Here is a 16,456-nt window from a genome sequence, read left to right as displayed (position 1 = left end):
ATCAGTGCTCCTCGGTGTCCTCGTGGGACAGGGCTCGGACGGTGCGGGACGGGCTGGGTCGGCCCAGGTGGGCGGCCATCCACGCGCTCGTGGCGACGAGGCGGCCGAGGTCGATACCGGTGTCGATGCCGAGGCCCCGCAGCATCCACACGAGGTCTTCGGTGGCGAGGTTGCCGGTCGCGGACTTGGCGTACGGGCAGCCGCCCAGGCCGCCCGCGGAGGCGTCGATCGTCGTGACGCCCTGCTGGAGCGCCGCCAGGGTGTTGGCGAGGGCCTGGCCGTAGGTGTCGTGGAAGTGGACGCCGAGGGCGGACGGGGCGACGCCCGCCTCGTCCAGGGCCGCGAGGAGCGCGACGACGTGACCGGGGGTCGCCACGCCGATCGTGTCGCCCAGGCTCAGCTCGTCGCAGCCCATGTCCAGCAGGGCGCGGCAGACCCGCACCACCTGGGGGACCGGGACCCCGCCCTCCCAGGGGTCGCCGAAGCACATGGAGAGGTAGCCGCGGACGTGGACCGAATCGGCCTTCGCGCGGGCCACCACCGGCTCGAACATCGCCAGCGCCTCGTCCACCGTGCGGTTGAGGTTGGCCTTGGCGAAGGACTCCGTGGCGCTGGCGAAGACGGCCACCCGGCGGGCGCCCAGCGCCAGTGCGCGGTCCAGGCCGCGCTCGTTCGGGACGAGGACCGGGAGCGCGACGGGCAGGTCGGCGACCAGCGGGAACAGCCGCTCCGCGTCCGCCAGCTGGGGGACCCATTTCGGATGGACGAAGCTCGTCGCCTCGATCGTCGTCAGGCCGGCGTCGGCCAGGCGGTGGATGAACCGCGCCTTGACCTCCGTGGGGACCGTCGCCTTCTCGTTCTGCAGGCCGTCCCGGGCGCCGACCTCGTGGATGCGGACCCGGGTGGGCAGGTCCCTGCTCGGGACGACCATCGGAAGTCCTGGGACTGTCATTCCGCCGCCTCCTCGTGCGGTGCGATGACCGCCAGCACCTGGTCCATGGCGACCGTGGTGCCGGGTGCCACGTCCAGTTCGGTGACCTTTCCGGCGTGCGGCGCGGAGATGACGTGCTCCATCTTCATCGCCTCCACCACCAGCAGGCTCTGACCGGCGCTCACCTCGTCACCGACCGCGACCTTCACCACCGTCACCGTGCCGGGCATCGGCGCGGTCAGCGAGTCGGCGCCCCCGTGGGCGGCGCGGGTGAGGGACGCGGCGACCGGGTCGTGGTCGCGCACGTGCCAGGCGTCGCCGTCGCGGCCGAGCCAGTCGGCGGCGCGGTGGAAAGTGTGGCGGACGCCGTCGAGTGTCACGACGACCCGGTCGTCGGTGACGGTGGCGGTGCCGCGCGGGGTGTGCTCCAGGGCTTCCTGCACCCGCAGGTGGAAGGCGGCCGGCTTCGGTTCACCGCCCAGGCGCCAGCCGCTCGGCACCGAGAACGGGTCCGTCCAGCCGCCCTGCTCCGGCTTCAGGGCCTCCAGGCGTACGGCCGCCGCCGCCTCGTACACCTCCTCCGGTACGTCCGTGGGGACCAGTCCCTCGACCTCGCGCTCGACCAGGCCCGTGTCCATGTCGCCGGAGACGACCGACGGGTGGGCGAGCAGACGGCGCAGGAACCCGGCGTTCGTCTGCACGCCGAGCGTGACCGTCTCCGCCAGGGCCGCCCGGAGCTTGCGCAGGGCCGTCGCACGGTCGGGGCCGTAGGCGATGACCTTGGAGAGCATCGGGTCGTAGAGGCTGCCGACCTCCGTGCCCTCGGTGAGGCCCGAGTCGGTGCGGACGCCGTCGCCCTGCGGCTCGCGCAGCCTCAGCACCGTGCCGCCGGAGGGGAGGAAGCCGCGGGCCGGGTCCTCGGCGCAGATGCGGGCCTCCACGGCGTGACCGGTCAGCCGTACGTCCGTCTGGGTGAAGCCGAGGGGCTCGCCGGCCGCCACGCGCAGCTGCCACTCGACCAGGTCGAGGCCCGTGATCAGCTCCGTGACCGGGTGCTCCACCTGGAGGCGGGTGTTCATCTCCATGAAGTAGTACGACGAGGGGTCGTTGCCGGGGACGATGAACTCCACCGTGCCCGCGCCCCGGTAACCGCAGGAGCGGGCCGCCTGGACCGCCGCCTCACCCATCGCGGCGCGCGTCTCCTCGTCGAGGAGCACGCTCGGCGCCTCCTCGATGATCTTCTGGTGGCGGCGCTGGAGGGAGCACTCGCGCTCGCCGAGGTGGACCACGTTCCCGTGGCCGTCGGCCAGGACCTGGATCTCGATGTGGCGGGGGCGGTCGATCCAGCGCTCGACGAGGAGCGTGTCGTCGCCGAAGGAGGCCCGGGCCTCGCGGCGGGCCGAGGCGATCTCCTCCTCCAGCCGGGTGAGGTCACGCACCAGTCGCATGCCCTTGCCGCCGCCGCCCGCGCTGGGCTTCAGCAGCACCGGCGCGCCCAGCTCGCGGGCCGCGTCGGCCAGGTCCGGGTCGCGTCCGCCGGGCACGACCGGTACCCCGGCCTCACGGACCGTCTCCTTGGCGCGGATCTTGTCGCCCATCAGCGCGATCGCGTCCGCCGGGGGGCCGATGAAGGCCAGGCCGGCCTCGGCGCAGGCGCGTGCGAAGGCGGCGTTCTCGGCGAGGAAGCCGTAGCCGGGGTGGACGGCCTGGGCGCCCGTGCGGGCCGCCGCCTCCAGCAGGCGCTCCGCCGACAGGTAGCTCATCGACGCCGGGGCCGGGCCGATCCGGACCGCCGTGTCCGCCTCGCGGACGTGCCGGGCGTCGGCGTCCGCGTCGGAGAAGACGGCCACCGAGCGCACGCCCATCGACCGCAGCGTACGGATCACCCGTACGGCGATCTCGCCGCGGTTGGCCACCAGAACTGTCTCGAACATCGTCGTCCGTCCCCTCACATCCGGAAGACGCCGAACTGGGGGTCACCCAGGGGCGCGTTGGCGCAGGCGGTCAGGGCCAGGCCCAGGACCTGACGGGTGTCCATCGGGTCGATGACACCGTCGTCCCAGAGGCGGGCCGACGCGTAGTAGGCGTTGCCCTGGCGCTCGTACTGGGCGCGGATCGGGGCCTTGAAGGCGTCCTCGTCCTCCGCGGGCCAGGACTCGCCGCGGCCCTCCAGTTGGTCCCGTTTGACGGTCGCGAGGACCGAGGCGGCCTGCTCGCCGCCCATCACCGAGATCTTGGCGTTCGGCCACATCCACAGGAAGCGGGGGGAGTACGCCCTGCCGCACATGGAGTAGTTGCCCGCGCCGTACGAGCCGCCGACCACGACCGTCAGCTTCGGCACGCGCGTGCACGCCACCGCCGTGACCATCTTGGCGCCGTGCTTGGCGATGCCGCCCGCCTCGTAGTCCTTGCCGACCATGAAGCCGGAGATGTTCTGGAGGAAGACGAGGGGGATGCCGCGCTGGTCGCACAGCTCGATGAAGTGGGCGCCCTTCTGGGCGGACTCGGAGAACAGGATGCCGTTGTTGGCGACGATGCCCACCGGGTGGCCGTGGATCCGGGCGAAGCCGGTGACCAGGGTCTGTCCGAACTCGGACTTGAACTCGGCGAAGCGGGAGCCGTCGACGACCCGGGCGATGATCTCGCGGACGTCGTAGGGGGTGCGGGAGTCGACCGGGACCGCGCCGTAGAGGCCGTGCGGGTCGACCTTGGGTTCCGTCGCCTCCGTGACCTCCCAGGGGAGGGCCCCGCGGGCGGGGAGGGTGGAGACGATCGTGCGGACGATGCGCAGGGCGTGCGCGTCGTTCTCCGCGAGGTGGTCCGTGACACCCGAGACGCGGGAGTGGACCTCGCCGCCGCCCAGCTCCTCCGCCGTGACGACCTCGCCCGTGGCCGCCTTAACCAGGGGCGGGCCCCCCAGGAAGATCGTGCCCTGGTCGCGGACGATCACCGCCTCGTCGCTCATCGCCGGGACGTACGCCCCGCCGGCCGTGCACGAGCCGAGGACGGCGGCGATCTGGGGGATGCCGGCGCCGGACATACGGGCCTGGTTGTAGAAGATGCGGCCGAAGTGGTCCCGGTCGGGGAAGACCTCGTCCTGCATGGGCAGGAAGGCGCCGCCGGAGTCCACCAGGTAGACACAGGGGAGGCGGTTGTCGAGGGCGACCTCCTGGGCGCGGAGGTGCTTCTTCACGGTCATCGGGTAGTAGGTGCCGCCCTTGACCGTGGCGTCGTTGGCGATGACCACCGTCTCGCGGCCGCTGACCCGGCCGATGCCGGCGATGACGCCGGCGGCCGGGGCCTGGCCCTCGTACATCCCGTCGGCCGCGAGCGGGGCCAGCTCCAGGAACGGCGAGCCCGGGTCGAGGAGGGTGTCGACGCGGTCGCGGGGGAGCAGCTTGCCGCGCGCGGTGTGGCGCGCGCGGGCCTTCTCGCCGCCGCCCTGTGCGGCGGTGGCGAGCTTGGTGCGCAGCTCCTCGACGAGGGCGTGGTGCGCCTCCTCGTTGGCCCGAAAGGCCTCCGACGCGGGGTCTGCCGCGCTCGTGAGCTCCGGTGCCTCGTGCATCCTGCGGGTCCCCTCACCTTGTTAATGAGCGTTAACGCATTTCCTTCAGGTTAACGACCGCTAACCTCCCTGTCTAGAATTGATTTCATGGCCACCAGAACCGACGCCCCCACCCGCCGTGAGCAGATCCTCAAGGAGGCCGCGCGGCTGTTCGCCGAGCGGGGCTTCCATGGGGTCGGAGTCGACGAGATAGGTGCCGCGGTCGGGATCAGCGGGCCCGGGCTGTACCGGCACTTCGCGGGCAAGGACGCGATGCTCGCGGAGCTGCTCGTGGGGATCAGTGGGCAGTTGCTGACGGGGGCGAAGCGGAGGCTGGCGGACGCGGAGGCGGACGGGGGTGCGCGGGCGGACGTGGTCCTCGACTCGCTGATCGAGGGGCACATCGACTTCGCGCTCGATGACCGGCCTCTGATCACCCTGCACGACCGGGAGCTGGATCGCCTCCGGGACAGCGACCGGAAGATGGTGCGGCAGCTGCAGCGGCAGTACGTGGAGCTGTGGGTCGGGGTCGTTCGGGAGGTGTACCCGGGGCTCGGGGAGCCCGCGGCCCGGTCCGCTGTGCACTCGGTGTTCGGGCTGCTGAACTCGACGCCGCATCTGGGGAGGGGCGGGTCGCTCCCCGGGCGGGGGGCCACGGCCGAGCTGTTGCACCGGATGGCCCGGGGGGCGTTCGCCGCGGCGGGTACCCAGGGTGCGGGCTAGGATGCGCGCGTCGGCATGAATGCCCAGGGGGGTGCGCGACAGGTGGGTCGTGAGGGGCGTTTGGGCTTTCTGCGGTTCTTCCGGCGCAGGCGCGCCGAGGAACTGGCGGACATCGAAGCGGAGATCACCGACTTCGGTGAGGCGCTTGCCCGGTTCCAGTTCGTGCCCCGCGGGGAAGAGGCCGACGGCGCCGTTCTCGCCGACTTCCAGCGTGCTCTGGACGCGTACGACCGGGCGAAGCGCGACTTCGTCGGGGACCGTGACCGCGAGGACGCCGCGGACGTTCTCCGGGCCCTGGACGACGGACGGTACGCACTCGCCTGCGCCGTGGCCCGGTCGGAGGGCCGGGCGCTGCCGGAGCGCAGGCTGCCGTGCTTCTTCGATCCGAGGCACGGGCCCTCCACGGCGGAGGTCGACTGGGCGCCCCCCGGCGGCGCGGCCCGGACGGTCCCGGTCTGCGCGGCGGACGCCGTACGGATCCGGGAAGGGCAGCCGCCCATCACCACGGGCTCCACGCCGCAGCCTGCCGCGGCGCCGGCCCCACGGCTCGCGCCCCGTCCGGGTCCTGCCGCCCCGGCATCAGGCGGGCCGGGACGCACCTCGGCCGGGCCCACGCCCAAGTGGCTGCTGTACAAGGAGTGGCCGCCCGACACCCCCGACACCCGGCGGGCCGGCGGCAGCGGCACGCGTGAAGTGGAGCTGCTGCGCACCGACTCGGCCGAGCCGGTGCTCCTGGTCCTGCGCATGTTCCGCGACGGTGCGGGCCAGGCGTACCTCGACGGTGCGGCGGGCCGGCGTGCGCTGATCGAGCGGAGGGTGGAGCGGGTGGTGACGCCCGTACCCGCCGACGGCGCCCGGCGCGTCCGCGTGCGAGTGGAGTCGTCGGGATCGTGGCGGCTGTGGCTCCAGTCACCGGACCGTGTACGGGTCGTCGAGCGCAGCCTGCAGGCCACCGGGTCGTACGTCTTCCGTTACGAGGGTGGGCCCGGGGAGCTCCTCTTCAGCCATCAGGGCGGCGGTCCCTTCGCGGTGGAGGCACTCGGCGAGGACCTCTCGTCCACGGCGCGCCTGCTGAGCGGCAAGGGGACCAGCGAGGTGCAGGGTGTGCTGCCGGGGCCGGGCCTGTACCACGTGCAGTCGTACTCGCCGTGGCAGCTGTACCTCATACCGGCGATGGCTCCGGCGTCCTGACCGCTCGGTCCCACCACCGGCTCGCCGTACGGGATGACCCGTCAGCGTGACGAGTGTTACCCCGCCCACCCCGGCCTCACCCTGGACGCGTCTCAATACTGGCCGGTATCTTTGGCTGAGCAAGCGCTTAGACATGCGGAGTCCTGGAGGTGGCGGCGTGCGCCGTACGGTGTTCAACGAGGATCACGAGGCGTTCCGGGAGACCCTTCGCGCCTTCATCGAGGCCGAGGTCGTACCGGTGTACGACGAGTGGTTCGCGGCGGGCCAGGCGCCCCGCGACTTCTACTACAAGCTCGGTGAGCTGGGCATCTTCGGCATCAACGTGCCCGAGGAGTTCGGCGGCGCGGGCCTGGACAGCCACAAGTTCGAGGCCGTCCTGTACGAGGAGACCGCTCGCGCGGGCGTCGCCTTCGGCGGTTCCGGCGTGCACGTGCTGCTCGCCCTGCCTTACATCAAGATGCTCGCCACCGACGAGCAGAAGAAGCGCTTCCTGCCGAAGTTCGTCTCCGGCGAGGAGATGTGGGCCATCGCGATGACGGAGCCGGGCACCGGTTCCGACCTCGCGGGCATGAAGTCCACCGCCAAGCTCAGCGAGGACGGCACCCACTACGTCCTCAACGGCGCCAAGACCTTCATCACCGGCGGTGTCCACGCCGACCGCATGATCGTCTGCGCCCGCACCGCCGCCCCGACCGCCGAGGACCGCCGCCACGGCATCTCCCTCTTCGCCGTGGACACCAAGTCCGAGGGCTACTCCGTCGGCCGCAAGCTCGACAAGCTCGGCCTGAAGACCTCCGACACCGCCGAGCTGGCGTTCGTCGACGTCAAGGTGCCCGTCGAGGACCTCCTCGGCGAGGAGAACAAGGGCTTCTACTACCTCGGCCACAACCTGGCCTCCGAGCGCTGGGGCATCGCCTTCGGCGCCTACGCCCAGGCCAAGGCCGCCGTGCGGTTCGCCAAGCAGTACGTCCAGGACCGCACCGTCTTCGGCAAGACGGTCGCGTCCTTCCAGAACACCAAGTTCGAGCTGGCCGCCTGCCAGGCCGAGGTGGACGCCGCCGAGGCCGTCGCCGACCGCGCGACCGAGGCCCTGGACGCCGGTGAGCTCACCCCCGCCGAGGCCGCCTCCGCGAAGCTGTTCTGCACCGAGGTCGCCCACCGCGTCATCGACCGCTGCCTCCAGCTGCACGGCGGCTACGGCTTCATGAACGAGTACCCGATCGCCCGCCTGTACGCGGACAACCGCGTCAACCGCATCTACGGCGGCACCAGCGAGATCATGAAGACGATCATCGCCAAGGACATGGGCCTGTAAGCCGACCGTAGTCATTGGCCGGTACAACAGTTGCCATGAGCAATGCACTTCAGGGCCTCCTCGATCTGCTCGACCTGGAGCAGATCGAGGAGGACATCTTCCGCGGCCGGTCCCGGTCCGCCGTCGTCCCCAGGGTCTTCGGCGGGCAGGTCGCGGCCCAGGCGCTCGTCGCCGCCGGGCGCACGGTCCCAGAGGACCGGCCCGCGCACTCGCTGCACGCGTACTTCCTGCGCCCCGGCGACCCCGGCGCGCCCATCGTCTACACGGTCGACCGGATCCGCGACGGCCGCTCCTTCACCACCCGCCGGGTGGTCGCCGTCCAGCACGGCAAGCCGATCTTTCATCTCTCGGCATCGTTCCAGGTGCACGAGGACGGGCTGGATCACCAGGAGCCGATGCCCGCCTCGCCCGACCCCGTCACCCTCCCGACCGGCGAGGAGCGGCTGCGCGGGTACGGGCATCTCGACCCCGTCGTGGTCGAGAAGTTCCTCGAGGCCCGGGCCGCGGTCGATCTCCGCTACGTCGACGAGCCGCCCTACGGCCGGTTCGGCGAGCCGCGCGAGCCGCACTCGCAGGTGTGGTTCCGCACCAACGGCAAGCTCGCGGACGATCCCCTGCTGCACGTCGTCCTCGCCACCTACGTCTCCGACATGACGCTGCTCGACTCCGTGCTGCTCGCGCACGGACGCGGCGGCTGGGCCGTCGGGGATGTCGTCGGGGCCTCGCTCGACCACGCGATGTGGTTCCACCGGCCCTTCCGCGCCGACGAGTGGCTGCTGTACGACCAGGAGTCCCCGTCCGCGTACGGCGGCCGGGGACTGGGGCAGGCGCGGATCTACACGCAGGACGGGCGGCTGGCCATCACCGTGATCCAGGAGGGCGTGGTCCGCGTCCCGCGCGAGCCGGACCCTAGCTGAGGCCCGCCTCCGCCAGCAGGTACGCCGTCATCGGGTCGTAGTGGCGGGGGCTGATCACGTGGTCGTCGAGGGGGACCGTCACCTGCACGGTGCCCTCGGCCTCGGCGATGAAGAGGGCCGGGTCGTTGCAGTCGGCGTAGCCGACGGAGTCCACGCCGTGCTGTCCCGCGTAGCCGGCCCAGCCGTGGTCGGCGACCACCAGGTCGGGCAGCGGGCGTCCCCCGCGCTCCAGGGCCGTCAGGATCGCCTTCATCGGTTCGCCCGAGTGGGTGTGCCACAGGGTGGCGCCGTGCTCCAGGACCGCCACGTCCGCGAACTGCATGACGTAACCCTCCTCCGTCGTCAGCCCGTCCGGGATGACGACGATCTCGCAGCCCGCCGCGCGCAGCGCGGACGCGGTCGCGCGGTGCACGTCGAGGAGGCCGCCGGGGTGGCCGGTGGCGAAGAGGACGCGCTGCTGCCCGTCCGCCGCCTTGCGCAGCCGCCCGGCCATCCGCTCCAGACCGTCGACGGTCAGCTCCGGGTCGATGGTGTCCTGGCCGTACCGGTATTCGGGGTCGTCGTTCACACCGACCCGCTCCGCCATCACCGCGAGGACGTCCTGCTCGTCGCTCCAGCGGTCACCGAGTTCCAGCCCGAGCCAGTAATGGCGGTCGCTGTTCGCCAGCTTGCGGTAGTGGGAGAGGTTGTTCTCGCGAGGGGTGGCGACGTCGCCCGCGATGCGCGTCCTGACGAGGTGTTCGACGAGTTCGGCGCGGCTGGGTGTCCCGGATATCGGCATGGCATCCATTGTGAGGCAGCCGACGGGGGGCGTCCCTGGCGTATCGAGCGCTGGGACGTGCGTCACGTACTCAGAGGGACACCGCTCACGTACTCAGATCCGCTCGCCCCTCAGATCCGCCGCAGCGCGAACCAGAGGTCCATCCGGACGTCCGGATCGTCCAGGTCCGTCTCCAGCAGCGTCGCGCAGCGGGCGATGCGCTGCCGCACGGTGTTGCGGTGCACGGACAGGGCGACGGCCGTACGGTCCCAGCTGCCGTGCAGGGACAGCCAGGTGCGCAGGGTCTCGGTCAGCGCGGGGTGGGCCGCGACGGGGGCGAGGAGGGCGTGGGCGTGGGCCGCCGCCTCGCCGGACGGGACGAGGTCGGCCAGGGCGGGACGCGGGCCGTGCCGGAGCAGCGGGGAGCGGGTGGCACGGGCCCGGGCCAGGGCGCGAGCCGCCTGCGTGTCGGCGGTGGGCCAGTCGTGCGGGGCGACGGCGGCGCTGACGCCCAGCGTCCAGCCCGGCAGCGGGGCCGGTGCCCGGCCGGCCGGGACCAGGACGCGCACGACGTCGCCCGACGGGTCGACCAGGGCGGAGCCGAGCGCGGCGCCCAGAGCGGAGGCCGCGAGGGGCTCGGGGGCGCCGTCACCGTCCGGGCGGGCGTGCACGACGGTCCACGGCCCGTCACCGAGCAGCGCGGCGACCTCCTCGGGCGGCGCTCCCAGCAGCAGCCGTACCAGAGCGGAGGACCGGGCGGCCCCTGTGCCGCTCTGCTGCTCGCCGGTGAGCAGCGACAGCAGGACGGCGGCGGCGGAGGCGATGGTGTGGTCCCCGGCCGCCCGTTCGGGCTCGGCCACCCCGAGCACGAAACCGTGTCCGGCGCCGAGGGCGTAGGCGGCGAGGTGGCTGCCTGCGACGGCGTCGGTCGCGGAGGCGGGGGCGGGGCGTTCACCCGGGTCGCCGGCCGGCCGTACCACCTCCGCCAGCCGTGTGAGCGCCCCGCGCACCTCGCCGCCCGGCTCCCGCCCCGCCCGCCCGATCTCCGTGCCCTCCGGGCCGTACAGCACCGCCCACCCGCCGAGCCGCTGCGCCAGCTGCCGGAGCACCGACGGGACCGGGTCGGGGCGGGACGCGGCGGCGGCGAGGCTCTGCTGGGCCTCGGTGACATGGCGGAGCTCGGCCAGGCGGGCCTGGGCCATCAGCTGCCAGACCGCCCGGGCCACTCCCGAGAAGGTGGTCCGGGGCGGCACCTCCAGCAGCGGCAGGCCGTGCGAGACGCAGGCCGCGACCAGTGCCTCCGGCACGGCGTCGTGCACCGGCGCGACCCCGAATCCGAGGGCCGCGCCGCCCGCAGCCACGATCCGGGACACGTAGTCGTCGAAGTAGGAGGCCCCCGAGTCCGCCGCCTCCGGGATGTGCACGCCGGCGCTGAGCAGCAGCTCCCCGCCCAGCAGATAGGGATACGGGTCCGCCATCTCCGAGGTGTGCACCCAGTGGACGACGACACCCTCCGCGGACGGTCCCGCGACCTGCCGCAGGCCCAGATCCTCGCGGGCCAGCAGCGCGGTCAGCGGGACGGGGGGAGTGGGCGGAACCGCCGGATCCGGCATGGTGTGCGTTCCCTCCATCCAGTACCGGCTCGAATGGATGAAACGTACACTTCGCAGTCGCTCTCCGGCCACCTAAGGTCAGTCCTCGTCACCCGCCGGCGACACCGATCGAAGGAGGCCCCGTGGCCGTCGACTGCACCGTCATGGTCGTGTACCTGGTCGGCATGCCGGCGATGGGCCGGTGGGGCATGCGCCGCGCCCGCTCCAAGAGCGAGTTCCTCGCGGCCGGCCGCCGCCTCGGCCCGTCCCTGTACTCCGGCACCATGGCGGCGATCGTCCTCCGCGGGCAGTCGCGGTCGTCGTGCTGACGGCCACCCCCGCCACCGACGCCGCCGTCCTCACCGCCTGGCGCGAGCGGCTCGCCGGGCGGTCTCCCGAACTCGCGTCCGAACCCGTCCCGGCACCCCGGTAAAGTCATAGGGCAAGCAGTACATACGCGATGAAGCGTAGGAAAGAAGGCATTTCTTCATGAGCAGCAACGAGACTCCGCGCGGGCCCGTCGACTCCTCCCGCGTTCCCCGGTACGCGGGACCGGCGACCTTCGCTCGGCTGCCCCGGCTCGACGAGGTCGGCCGGGCCGACGTCGCGGTCGTGGGCGTGCCGTTCGACTCGGGCGTCTCGTACCGGCCGGGCGCCCGCTTCGGCGGCAACGCGATCCGTGAGGCGTCCCGGCTGCTGCGCCCGTACAACCCGGCGCAGGACGCCTCCCCGTTCGCCCTCGCCCAGGTCGCGGACGGCGGCGACATCGCCGTGAACCCGTTCAACATCAACGAGGCCGTCGAGACCGTCGAGGCCGCCGCCGACGACCTGCTCGGCACCGGCGCCCGCCTGATGACCCTCGGCGGCGACCACACCATCGCGCTGCCCCTGCTGCGCTCGGTCGCGAAGAAGCACGGCCCGGTCGCCCTGCTGCACTTCGACGCCCATCTCGACACCTGGGACACCTACTTCGGCGCCGAGTACACGCACGGCACCCCGTTCCGCCGCGCGGTCGAGGAGGGCATCCTCGACACCTCCGCCCTGTCCCACGTCGGCACCCGCGGCCCGCTCTACGGCAAGCAGGACCTCACCGACGACGAGAAGATGGGCTTCGGCATCGTCACCTCGGCCGACGTCTACCGGCGCGGCGCCGACGAGGTCGCCGACCAGCTCCGCCAGCGCATCGGCGACCGCCCGCTGTACATCTCCATCGACATCGACTGCCTCGACCCGGCCCACGCCCCCGGCACCGGCACCCCCGAGGCCGGCGGCATGACCTCCCGCGAACTGCTGGAGATCCTGCGCGGGCTGGCCTCCTGCAACCTGGTCTCCGCGGACGTGGTCGAGGTGGCCCCCGCGTACGATCACGCGGAGATCACGTCGGTGGCCGCGTCCCACACGGCGTACGAACTGACCACGATCATGTCCCGCCAGATCGCCGCGGCCCGGAAGGACTCGGAAGCCAAGTGACCCACGACCACGACCTGGTGCTCCGCCCGACGCCCGCCCAGACGGAGGCCGCCCTGAACCCTCCTCCCGGCCGCACGGGCGGAGACCTGGTCGTGGAGACGCTGGCCGGGCTGGGCACGACGACCGTCTTCGGGCTGCCCGGCCAGCACGCCCTCGGCGTGTTCGACGCGCTGCGCCGCTCGGACCTCAGGTACATCGGCCTGCGGGTGGAGAACAACGCCGGGTTCGCGGCGGACGCGTACGGCCGGATCACCGGTGAGGCCGCGCCGCTGCTGCTGTCGACGGGGCCGGGTGCCCTGACCTCCCTGGCCGCTCTCCAGGAGGCGGCGGCGGCCTCCGCGCCCGTGCTGGCGATCAGCAGCCAGGTCCCGACCGCGGGTCTCGGCGGCGGCCGGCACGGCTACCTCCACGAACTGCCGGACCAGGCCGCCTCGTTCCGGGGTGTGGTGAAGTCCGTGCACACCGTCCGCACCCAGTCGCAGATCCCCTCCGCGATCGAGGCGGCCTGGACGTCGGCGCTGAGCGCCCCGCACGGACCGGTCTGGGTGGAGATCCCGCAGGACGTGCTGCTCGCCGAGACGGCGATCCCCGTCGTGACCGGCGGGGACGCCTTCCCCGAGGAGCTGCCGCCGCGCCCCGAACTGACCGCCGTGGCCGCCGACCTGCTGTCCAAGGCCGTCCGTCCGGCGATCATCGCGGGCGGGGGAGTGGTCCGGGCGGACGCCTCCGGCAAGCTGAAGCAGCTGGCGGAGCGGCTCCGGGCGCCGGTCGTCACCACGCCCGGCGGCAAGGGCGCCTTCCCCTGGACGCACCCGCTGTCGCTCCAGTCCTGGATCGAGGACCGGCACACCACGGACTTCCTGGAGGACGCCGACGTCCTCCTGGTCGTCGGCTCGGGGCTCGGCGAACTCTCCTCGAACTACCACACGTTCACACCGCGCGGCCGGATCATCCAGATCGAGGCGGACCTCGGCAAGCTGGAGTCGAACCACCCCGCGCTGGGCATCCACGCGGACGCGCGGCTGGCGTTGCAGGCGCTGCTGGAGACCGTGCCGGACCGCGAGGACGCGATGGCCGCCGACCGGGTCCGGGAGGTGCTCGCCAAGGTCGCCGAGCGCATCGCCGCCCAGGAACTCACCCTGGAGCAGGACGTGCTGGCGTCCGTCCGCAGGGCGCTCCCCGCGAGCTCCCCGTCCTTCTGGGACATGACGATCCTCGCGTACTGGGCCTGGTCGGCCTTCGACGCCAAGGGCCCCAACCACATGCACTCCGCGCAGGGCGCCGGCGGCCTCGGCTACGCCTTCCCCGCCGCACTCGGGGCGGCGGCGGCCGACCCGACCCGCCCGGTCCTCGCCGTCTCCGGTGACGGCGGGGCCCTGTACTCCATCGCCGAGCTGGCCACGGCCCGCCAGTACGACCTGAACGTCACCTGGCTGATCGTCGACGACGGCGGCTACGGCATCCTGCGCGAATACATGCATGACGCGTTCGGCGAGGCGACGGCGACGGAACTGACCCGGCCCGACTACGTGGCCCTGGCGGAGTCCTTCGGCGTCCCCGGGGCCCGGACGACCCCGGAGAACCTGGAGCAGGACCTCGCCAAGGCGCTTGCGGCGCCCGGGCCCTCGGTGGTCCTGCTCCCGGCGGTGCTGCGGATGTTCGCGCCGACGCACCTGGGAGCGGACTGATCACCCGATCGGCTGCGCGCGACGACCTTTCGTACCGGCTGCCGCAGACCGGGTCGAGCGCCGAGGTCTGATGAGTCCCGGGCGGCCGCTCTTCCGGCTGCCCATGCACCTGGTCGACTACGTCATCGCCCATGAACTGGCCCTCGTGAAGGTGTCCGGGCACCGGGAGGACTTCTGGCGGCTGCTGCGGACCGGGCTGCCCGAGCACGAAGAGCGGCGGCCGGACCTCGACGAGCCGGAGCGGCGGCTCTGGATGGGCATGTTCGGTGGGCCGGGCTGAACTCCCCCCATAGGAAGGGAGTTCAGTCACGGTAGTCGCTACCAGATCGCCTCGACCCACTCCGGGTGGTCGATGAACGGGTTGCGGTTGTGCTGGTAGGTGTCGTAGATGGCCTGGTTGCGCTTCTCCTCGAAGGCGCTCGGCGGGTCCTGCTCGTTCCAGTGCTTGAGGACGGAGAGCTTGCCCATGTAGGGGTTGCTGCCGTTGTCGACCTTCTCGTTCGGCTCGAGGTCGGCGAAGCCGTCGCCGCCGTCGTAGCGCACGGCCATGTACAGGATCATGCGGGCCACGTCGCCCTTGTCGGCGTCGCGCGGCTCGAAGGAGTCGGAGTCCGTGAGGCTGCCGCCCCCGCCGCTGACCGCGCTGCCGCCGTTGTCGAAGTCCTTGTTGCCGCGGATGCTGTTGACCTGCACGTCCGCCGGGCGCAGGTGGTGCAGGTCGGTGCCGGGGCCGGTCACCTCGCCGAAGTCGCCGTGGGACTTGGCCCACGTGTGCTCGCGGTTCCAGTCGCCGAGGTCACCGCCGTTGAGGGACTTGCTGCGCGAGGCGCCGCTGTACAGCAGGATCACGTTGTTGCTGTTGTTCGGGTCCTGGTCGGTGACCTTGAGGGCGTTCCAGACCGCGGAGTACGAGATCTTCGTCTGGCTGCTGATGATGGTGTGCAGGGAGGACTTGAGACCGGGGCCCGTTTTACCGACCGCGTTCTTGTAGTACGTCGTGTCGTACGCGGTCGTCGTGGCCGCGGCTGGGGTAGCGGTCAGGGTGGACGCGGTGAGGCCGGCCAGGGCGGCGGCCGTGGCCAGAGCCGCGGGCTTCCATCGGCGTATCCGTCTTGTCGCCAGCATGTGGGGTCCCATCTACGCGGGTTGATCGGAGGCGGCAATCGGGAGAGTGACATGAACATGCTGCCGTGTAAATGAATCCGACATGGCAATCAGATGACGGAAACCGACAAGTCGAGCGTCTTCTACGCGAGTTGACTTACCAAAAACAGTCCCCGCCCCAACCGCATGCACTCGGCGCAGGTGTGGGCGGCGAGTACATGAACGACGCTTTCGGTGAGGCGACCGCGACGGAGCTGACCCGGCCGGACTGCGTCGTCCTTCGAAGTCCTGCGGCGTCTCCGGGGTCCGGACGACCCCGGAGAGCCTGGAGCAGGACCTGGCGAAGGCACTCCAGGCGCACGTGCCGTCGGTGGTCCTGCCCCGGCCGTGTGCGGATGTTCGTGCCGACGCACCTGGGATGAGCGCCGGCCGAGCCCCGCCTGCTCGGCTACAGCCCGTCGCGGACCATCGCGGCGACGATGCGGACATGGCGGTCGGCCGCCGTGCCCGACCACTCGTTGTCGTAGTTCAGGCCGTAGGGCCAGAAGTGGCCGCCGCCGGTGGAGATCTTGGCGCCCGAGCCGTCGTACTGCTTGACCAGCGCGGTGGCCTGGCCGCCGGTCCAGGTGCCGCTGCCGCCCAGGCGGGACCAGCCCGAGCTGGTCCCCACGCCGATGGTGTGGGCGATCTCGTGCAGGGCCGTCCGCTCGCTCATGTAGCTGCGGTTGCTGCCGAAGCGGATCGTGCCGTTGATGTTGCCGTCTGCGGTGGGGACGCCCGGTTCGTAGCGGACGGTGAGGGTCTTGCCCAGGTCGCTGAGGTTGTTGTAGCGGGCCACCGCCGCGTTCATGGCCTTCGTGATGAGGTCGTAGGCCGAGCGCTGGTCCTCGGTGGGGTTGCTCGCGCGGACCAGGGACCAGGTGATGGTGGCCGCCGCGGCGCGTTCCCGGGCAGGGGCCGGCGGAGCCTGGGGAGTCGCGGCCTGGGCGACGCCGGGGCCCGCCAGCAATGCGGCGGTGAGGGCGGCGACGAGTGCCTTGCCCGGACTCACGAGTGCCTTGCGTGGTCTCATGTGCGGATCCTCCTGTGGGGGTGGTCGTCACGAAGTTTGCGAAACTTCGCACGACGTTCGGGATCTCGGACAAGCGGCGCCGCCGTTCACTCAAAGCCCTCGAAAGACGCGGCAGTTGGCGCGCTGCCGACCGCAAGTATTCCGGCGGG

Annotated in this window: 14 protein-coding genes and 2 pseudogenes; 9 read left to right on the top strand and 7 right to left on the bottom strand. The window is 72.1% G+C overall.

Annotated elements, in window-relative coordinates; genetic code table 11:
* Window position 1: 1 nt before the first annotated feature.
* Genes ACFY5B_RS04920 through ACFY5B_RS04910 form a run of 3 tightly spaced genes read right to left on the bottom strand, consistent with a single transcriptional unit; the run spans window position 2 to window position 4,496 of the window.
* The gene (locus tag ACFY5B_RS04920; RefSeq protein ID WP_389964581.1) at window positions 2–952 is read right to left on the bottom strand and encodes a hydroxymethylglutaryl-CoA lyase; all 951 of its coding nucleotides are present in this window, start codon (window positions 950–952) and stop codon (window positions 2–4) included.
* Window positions 949–2,865: a biotin carboxylase N-terminal domain-containing protein gene (locus ACFY5B_RS04915; RefSeq protein WP_389964579.1), complete on the bottom strand. Its 1,917-nt coding sequence runs from the start codon at window positions 2,863–2,865 to the stop codon at window positions 949–951. The genes ACFY5B_RS04920 and ACFY5B_RS04915 overlap by 4 nt, the downstream gene beginning before the upstream one ends.
* 14 nt (window positions 2,866–2,879) lie before the next feature.
* Window positions 2,880–4,496: a carboxyl transferase domain-containing protein gene (locus ACFY5B_RS04910; protein WP_389964576.1), complete on the bottom strand. Its 1,617-nt coding sequence runs from the start codon at window positions 4,494–4,496 to the stop codon at window positions 2,880–2,882.
* Window positions 4,497–4,583: 87 nt separating this feature from the next.
* Between ACFY5B_RS04910 and ACFY5B_RS04905 the strand changes: the two genes are divergently transcribed.
* The 4 genes from ACFY5B_RS04905 to ACFY5B_RS04890 all read left to right on the top strand — a co-directional run bounded on the left by ACFY5B_RS04905 (window position 4,584) and on the right by ACFY5B_RS04890 (window position 8,621).
* Window positions 4,584–5,198: a TetR/AcrR family transcriptional regulator gene (locus tag ACFY5B_RS04905; protein ID WP_389964573.1), complete on the top strand. Its 615-nt coding sequence runs from the start codon at window positions 4,584–4,586 to the stop codon at window positions 5,196–5,198.
* A 60-nt stretch (window positions 5,199–5,258) separates the two neighbouring features.
* Window positions 5,259–6,389: a hypothetical protein gene (locus tag ACFY5B_RS04900; protein ID WP_389964570.1), complete on the top strand. Its 1,131-nt coding sequence runs from the start codon at window positions 5,259–5,261 to the stop codon at window positions 6,387–6,389.
* Between the two features lie 157 nt (window positions 6,390–6,546).
* Window positions 6,547–7,704, top strand: coding sequence for an acyl-CoA dehydrogenase family protein (locus tag ACFY5B_RS04895; RefSeq protein WP_033313900.1), 1,158 nt, complete (start codon window positions 6,547–6,549; stop codon window positions 7,702–7,704).
* Window positions 7,705–7,739: 35 nt separating this feature from the next.
* Window positions 7,740–8,621, top strand: coding sequence for an acyl-CoA thioesterase (locus ACFY5B_RS04890; RefSeq protein WP_389964566.1), 882 nt, complete (start codon window positions 7,740–7,742; stop codon window positions 8,619–8,621).
* Here ACFY5B_RS04890 and ACFY5B_RS04885 read toward each other — a convergent pair.
* Together ACFY5B_RS04885 and ACFY5B_RS04880 are read right to left on the bottom strand one after the other, a co-directional pair.
* The gene (locus ACFY5B_RS04885) at window positions 8,614–9,402 is read right to left on the bottom strand and encodes a phosphatase (RefSeq protein ID WP_389964563.1); all 789 of its coding nucleotides are present in this window, start codon (window positions 9,400–9,402) and stop codon (window positions 8,614–8,616) included. The two genes, ACFY5B_RS04890 and ACFY5B_RS04885, sit on opposite strands and share 8 nt — an antisense overlap.
* Before the next feature lie 110 nt (window positions 9,403–9,512).
* A complete protein-coding gene (locus ACFY5B_RS04880; RefSeq protein WP_389964560.1) occupies window positions 9,513–10,994 on the bottom strand; it encodes a PucR family transcriptional regulator ligand-binding domain-containing protein in 1,482 nt (493 codons plus the stop codon).
* 122 nt (window positions 10,995–11,116) lie between these two features.
* Between ACFY5B_RS04880 and ACFY5B_RS04875 the strand changes: the two are divergent.
* From ACFY5B_RS04875 to ACFY5B_RS04860, 4 genes and pseudogenes are all read left to right on the top strand, one after another.
* Window positions 11,117–11,287 (top strand): annotated as a pseudogene (locus ACFY5B_RS04875) (sodium:solute symporter); the annotation flags it as partial.
* A 175-nt stretch (window positions 11,288–11,462) separates the two neighbouring features.
* Window positions 11,463–12,443, top strand: a complete 981-nt coding sequence (gene speB, locus ACFY5B_RS04870; RefSeq protein ID WP_030838119.1) for an agmatinase — start codon at window positions 11,463–11,465, stop codon at window positions 12,441–12,443.
* Window positions 12,440–14,131, top strand: coding sequence for a thiamine pyrophosphate-binding protein (locus ACFY5B_RS04865; RefSeq protein WP_389964556.1), 1,692 nt, complete (start codon window positions 12,440–12,442; stop codon window positions 14,129–14,131). Before speB ends, ACFY5B_RS04865 begins: the two co-directional genes overlap by 4 nt.
* 70 nt (window positions 14,132–14,201) lie before the next feature.
* The gene (locus ACFY5B_RS04860) at window positions 14,202–14,411 is read left to right on the top strand and encodes a M48 family metallopeptidase (protein WP_389964553.1); all 210 of its coding nucleotides are present in this window, start codon (window positions 14,202–14,204) and stop codon (window positions 14,409–14,411) included.
* 38 nt (window positions 14,412–14,449) lie between these two features.
* Here ACFY5B_RS04860 and ACFY5B_RS04855 read toward each other — a convergent pair whose 3' ends face one another.
* Window positions 14,450–15,256 carry an endonuclease I family protein gene (locus tag ACFY5B_RS04855; RefSeq protein WP_389964551.1) on the bottom strand — a complete coding sequence of 269 codons (807 nt, stop codon included), beginning with the start codon at window positions 15,254–15,256 and terminating at the stop codon, window positions 14,450–14,452.
* A 173-nt stretch (window positions 15,257–15,429) separates the two neighbouring features.
* Here ACFY5B_RS04855 and ACFY5B_RS04850 point away from each other — a divergent pair.
* Window positions 15,430–15,657: pseudogene (locus ACFY5B_RS04850) on the top strand (thiamine pyrophosphate-binding protein); the annotation flags it as partial.
* A gap of 26 nt (window positions 15,658–15,683) precedes the next feature.
* Here ACFY5B_RS04850 and ACFY5B_RS04845 read toward each other — a convergent pair.
* Entirely contained in the window at window positions 15,684–16,307 is a 624-nt protein-coding gene (locus tag ACFY5B_RS04845) for a hypothetical protein (protein WP_389964548.1), read from the bottom strand.
* Between the last annotated feature and the right edge of the window lie 149 nt (window positions 16,308–16,456).

The sequence above is a fragment of the Streptomyces sp. NPDC013187 genome (genome assembly GCF_042899705.1).
Lineage (GTDB): Bacteria > Actinomycetota > Actinomycetes > Streptomycetales > Streptomycetaceae > Streptomyces > Streptomyces hawaiiensis_A.
The sequence above is the reverse complement of the archived record's forward strand: the minus strand, read 5'-3'. Positions and strand labels throughout refer to the sequence as shown.

Coding starts and splice junctions, on each gene's coding strand:
- ACFY5B_RS04920 (WP_389964581.1), bottom strand. CDS start 952: ATGACAGTCCCAGGACTTCCGATGGTCGTCCCGAGCAGGGACCTGCCC.
- ACFY5B_RS04915 (WP_389964579.1), bottom strand. CDS start 2,865: ATGTTCGAGACAGTTCTGGTGGCCAACCGCGGCGAGATCGCCGTACGG.
- ACFY5B_RS04910 (WP_389964576.1), bottom strand. CDS start 4,496: ATGCACGAGGCACCGGAGCTCACGAGCGCGGCAGACCCCGCGTCGGAG.
- ACFY5B_RS04905 (WP_389964573.1), top strand. CDS start 4,584: ATGGCCACCAGAACCGACGCCCCCACCCGCCGTGAGCAGATCCTCAAG.
- ACFY5B_RS04890 (WP_389964566.1), top strand. CDS start 7,740: ATGAGCAATGCACTTCAGGGCCTCCTCGATCTGCTCGACCTGGAGCAG.
- ACFY5B_RS04885 (WP_389964563.1), bottom strand. CDS start 9,402: ATGCCGATATCCGGGACACCCAGCCGCGCCGAACTCGTCGAACACCTC.
- ACFY5B_RS04880 (WP_389964560.1), bottom strand. CDS start 10,994: ATGCCGGATCCGGCGGTTCCGCCCACTCCCCCCGTCCCGCTGACCGCG.
- speB (WP_030838119.1), top strand. CDS start 11,463: ATGAGCAGCAACGAGACTCCGCGCGGGCCCGTCGACTCCTCCCGCGTT.
- ACFY5B_RS04860 (WP_389964553.1), top strand. CDS start 14,202: ATGAGTCCCGGGCGGCCGCTCTTCCGGCTGCCCATGCACCTGGTCGAC.
- ACFY5B_RS04855 (WP_389964551.1), bottom strand. CDS start 15,256: ATGCTGGCGACAAGACGGATACGCCGATGGAAGCCCGCGGCTCTGGCC.
- ACFY5B_RS04845 (WP_389964548.1), bottom strand. CDS start 16,307: ATGAGACCACGCAAGGCACTCGTGAGTCCGGGCAAGGCACTCGTCGCC.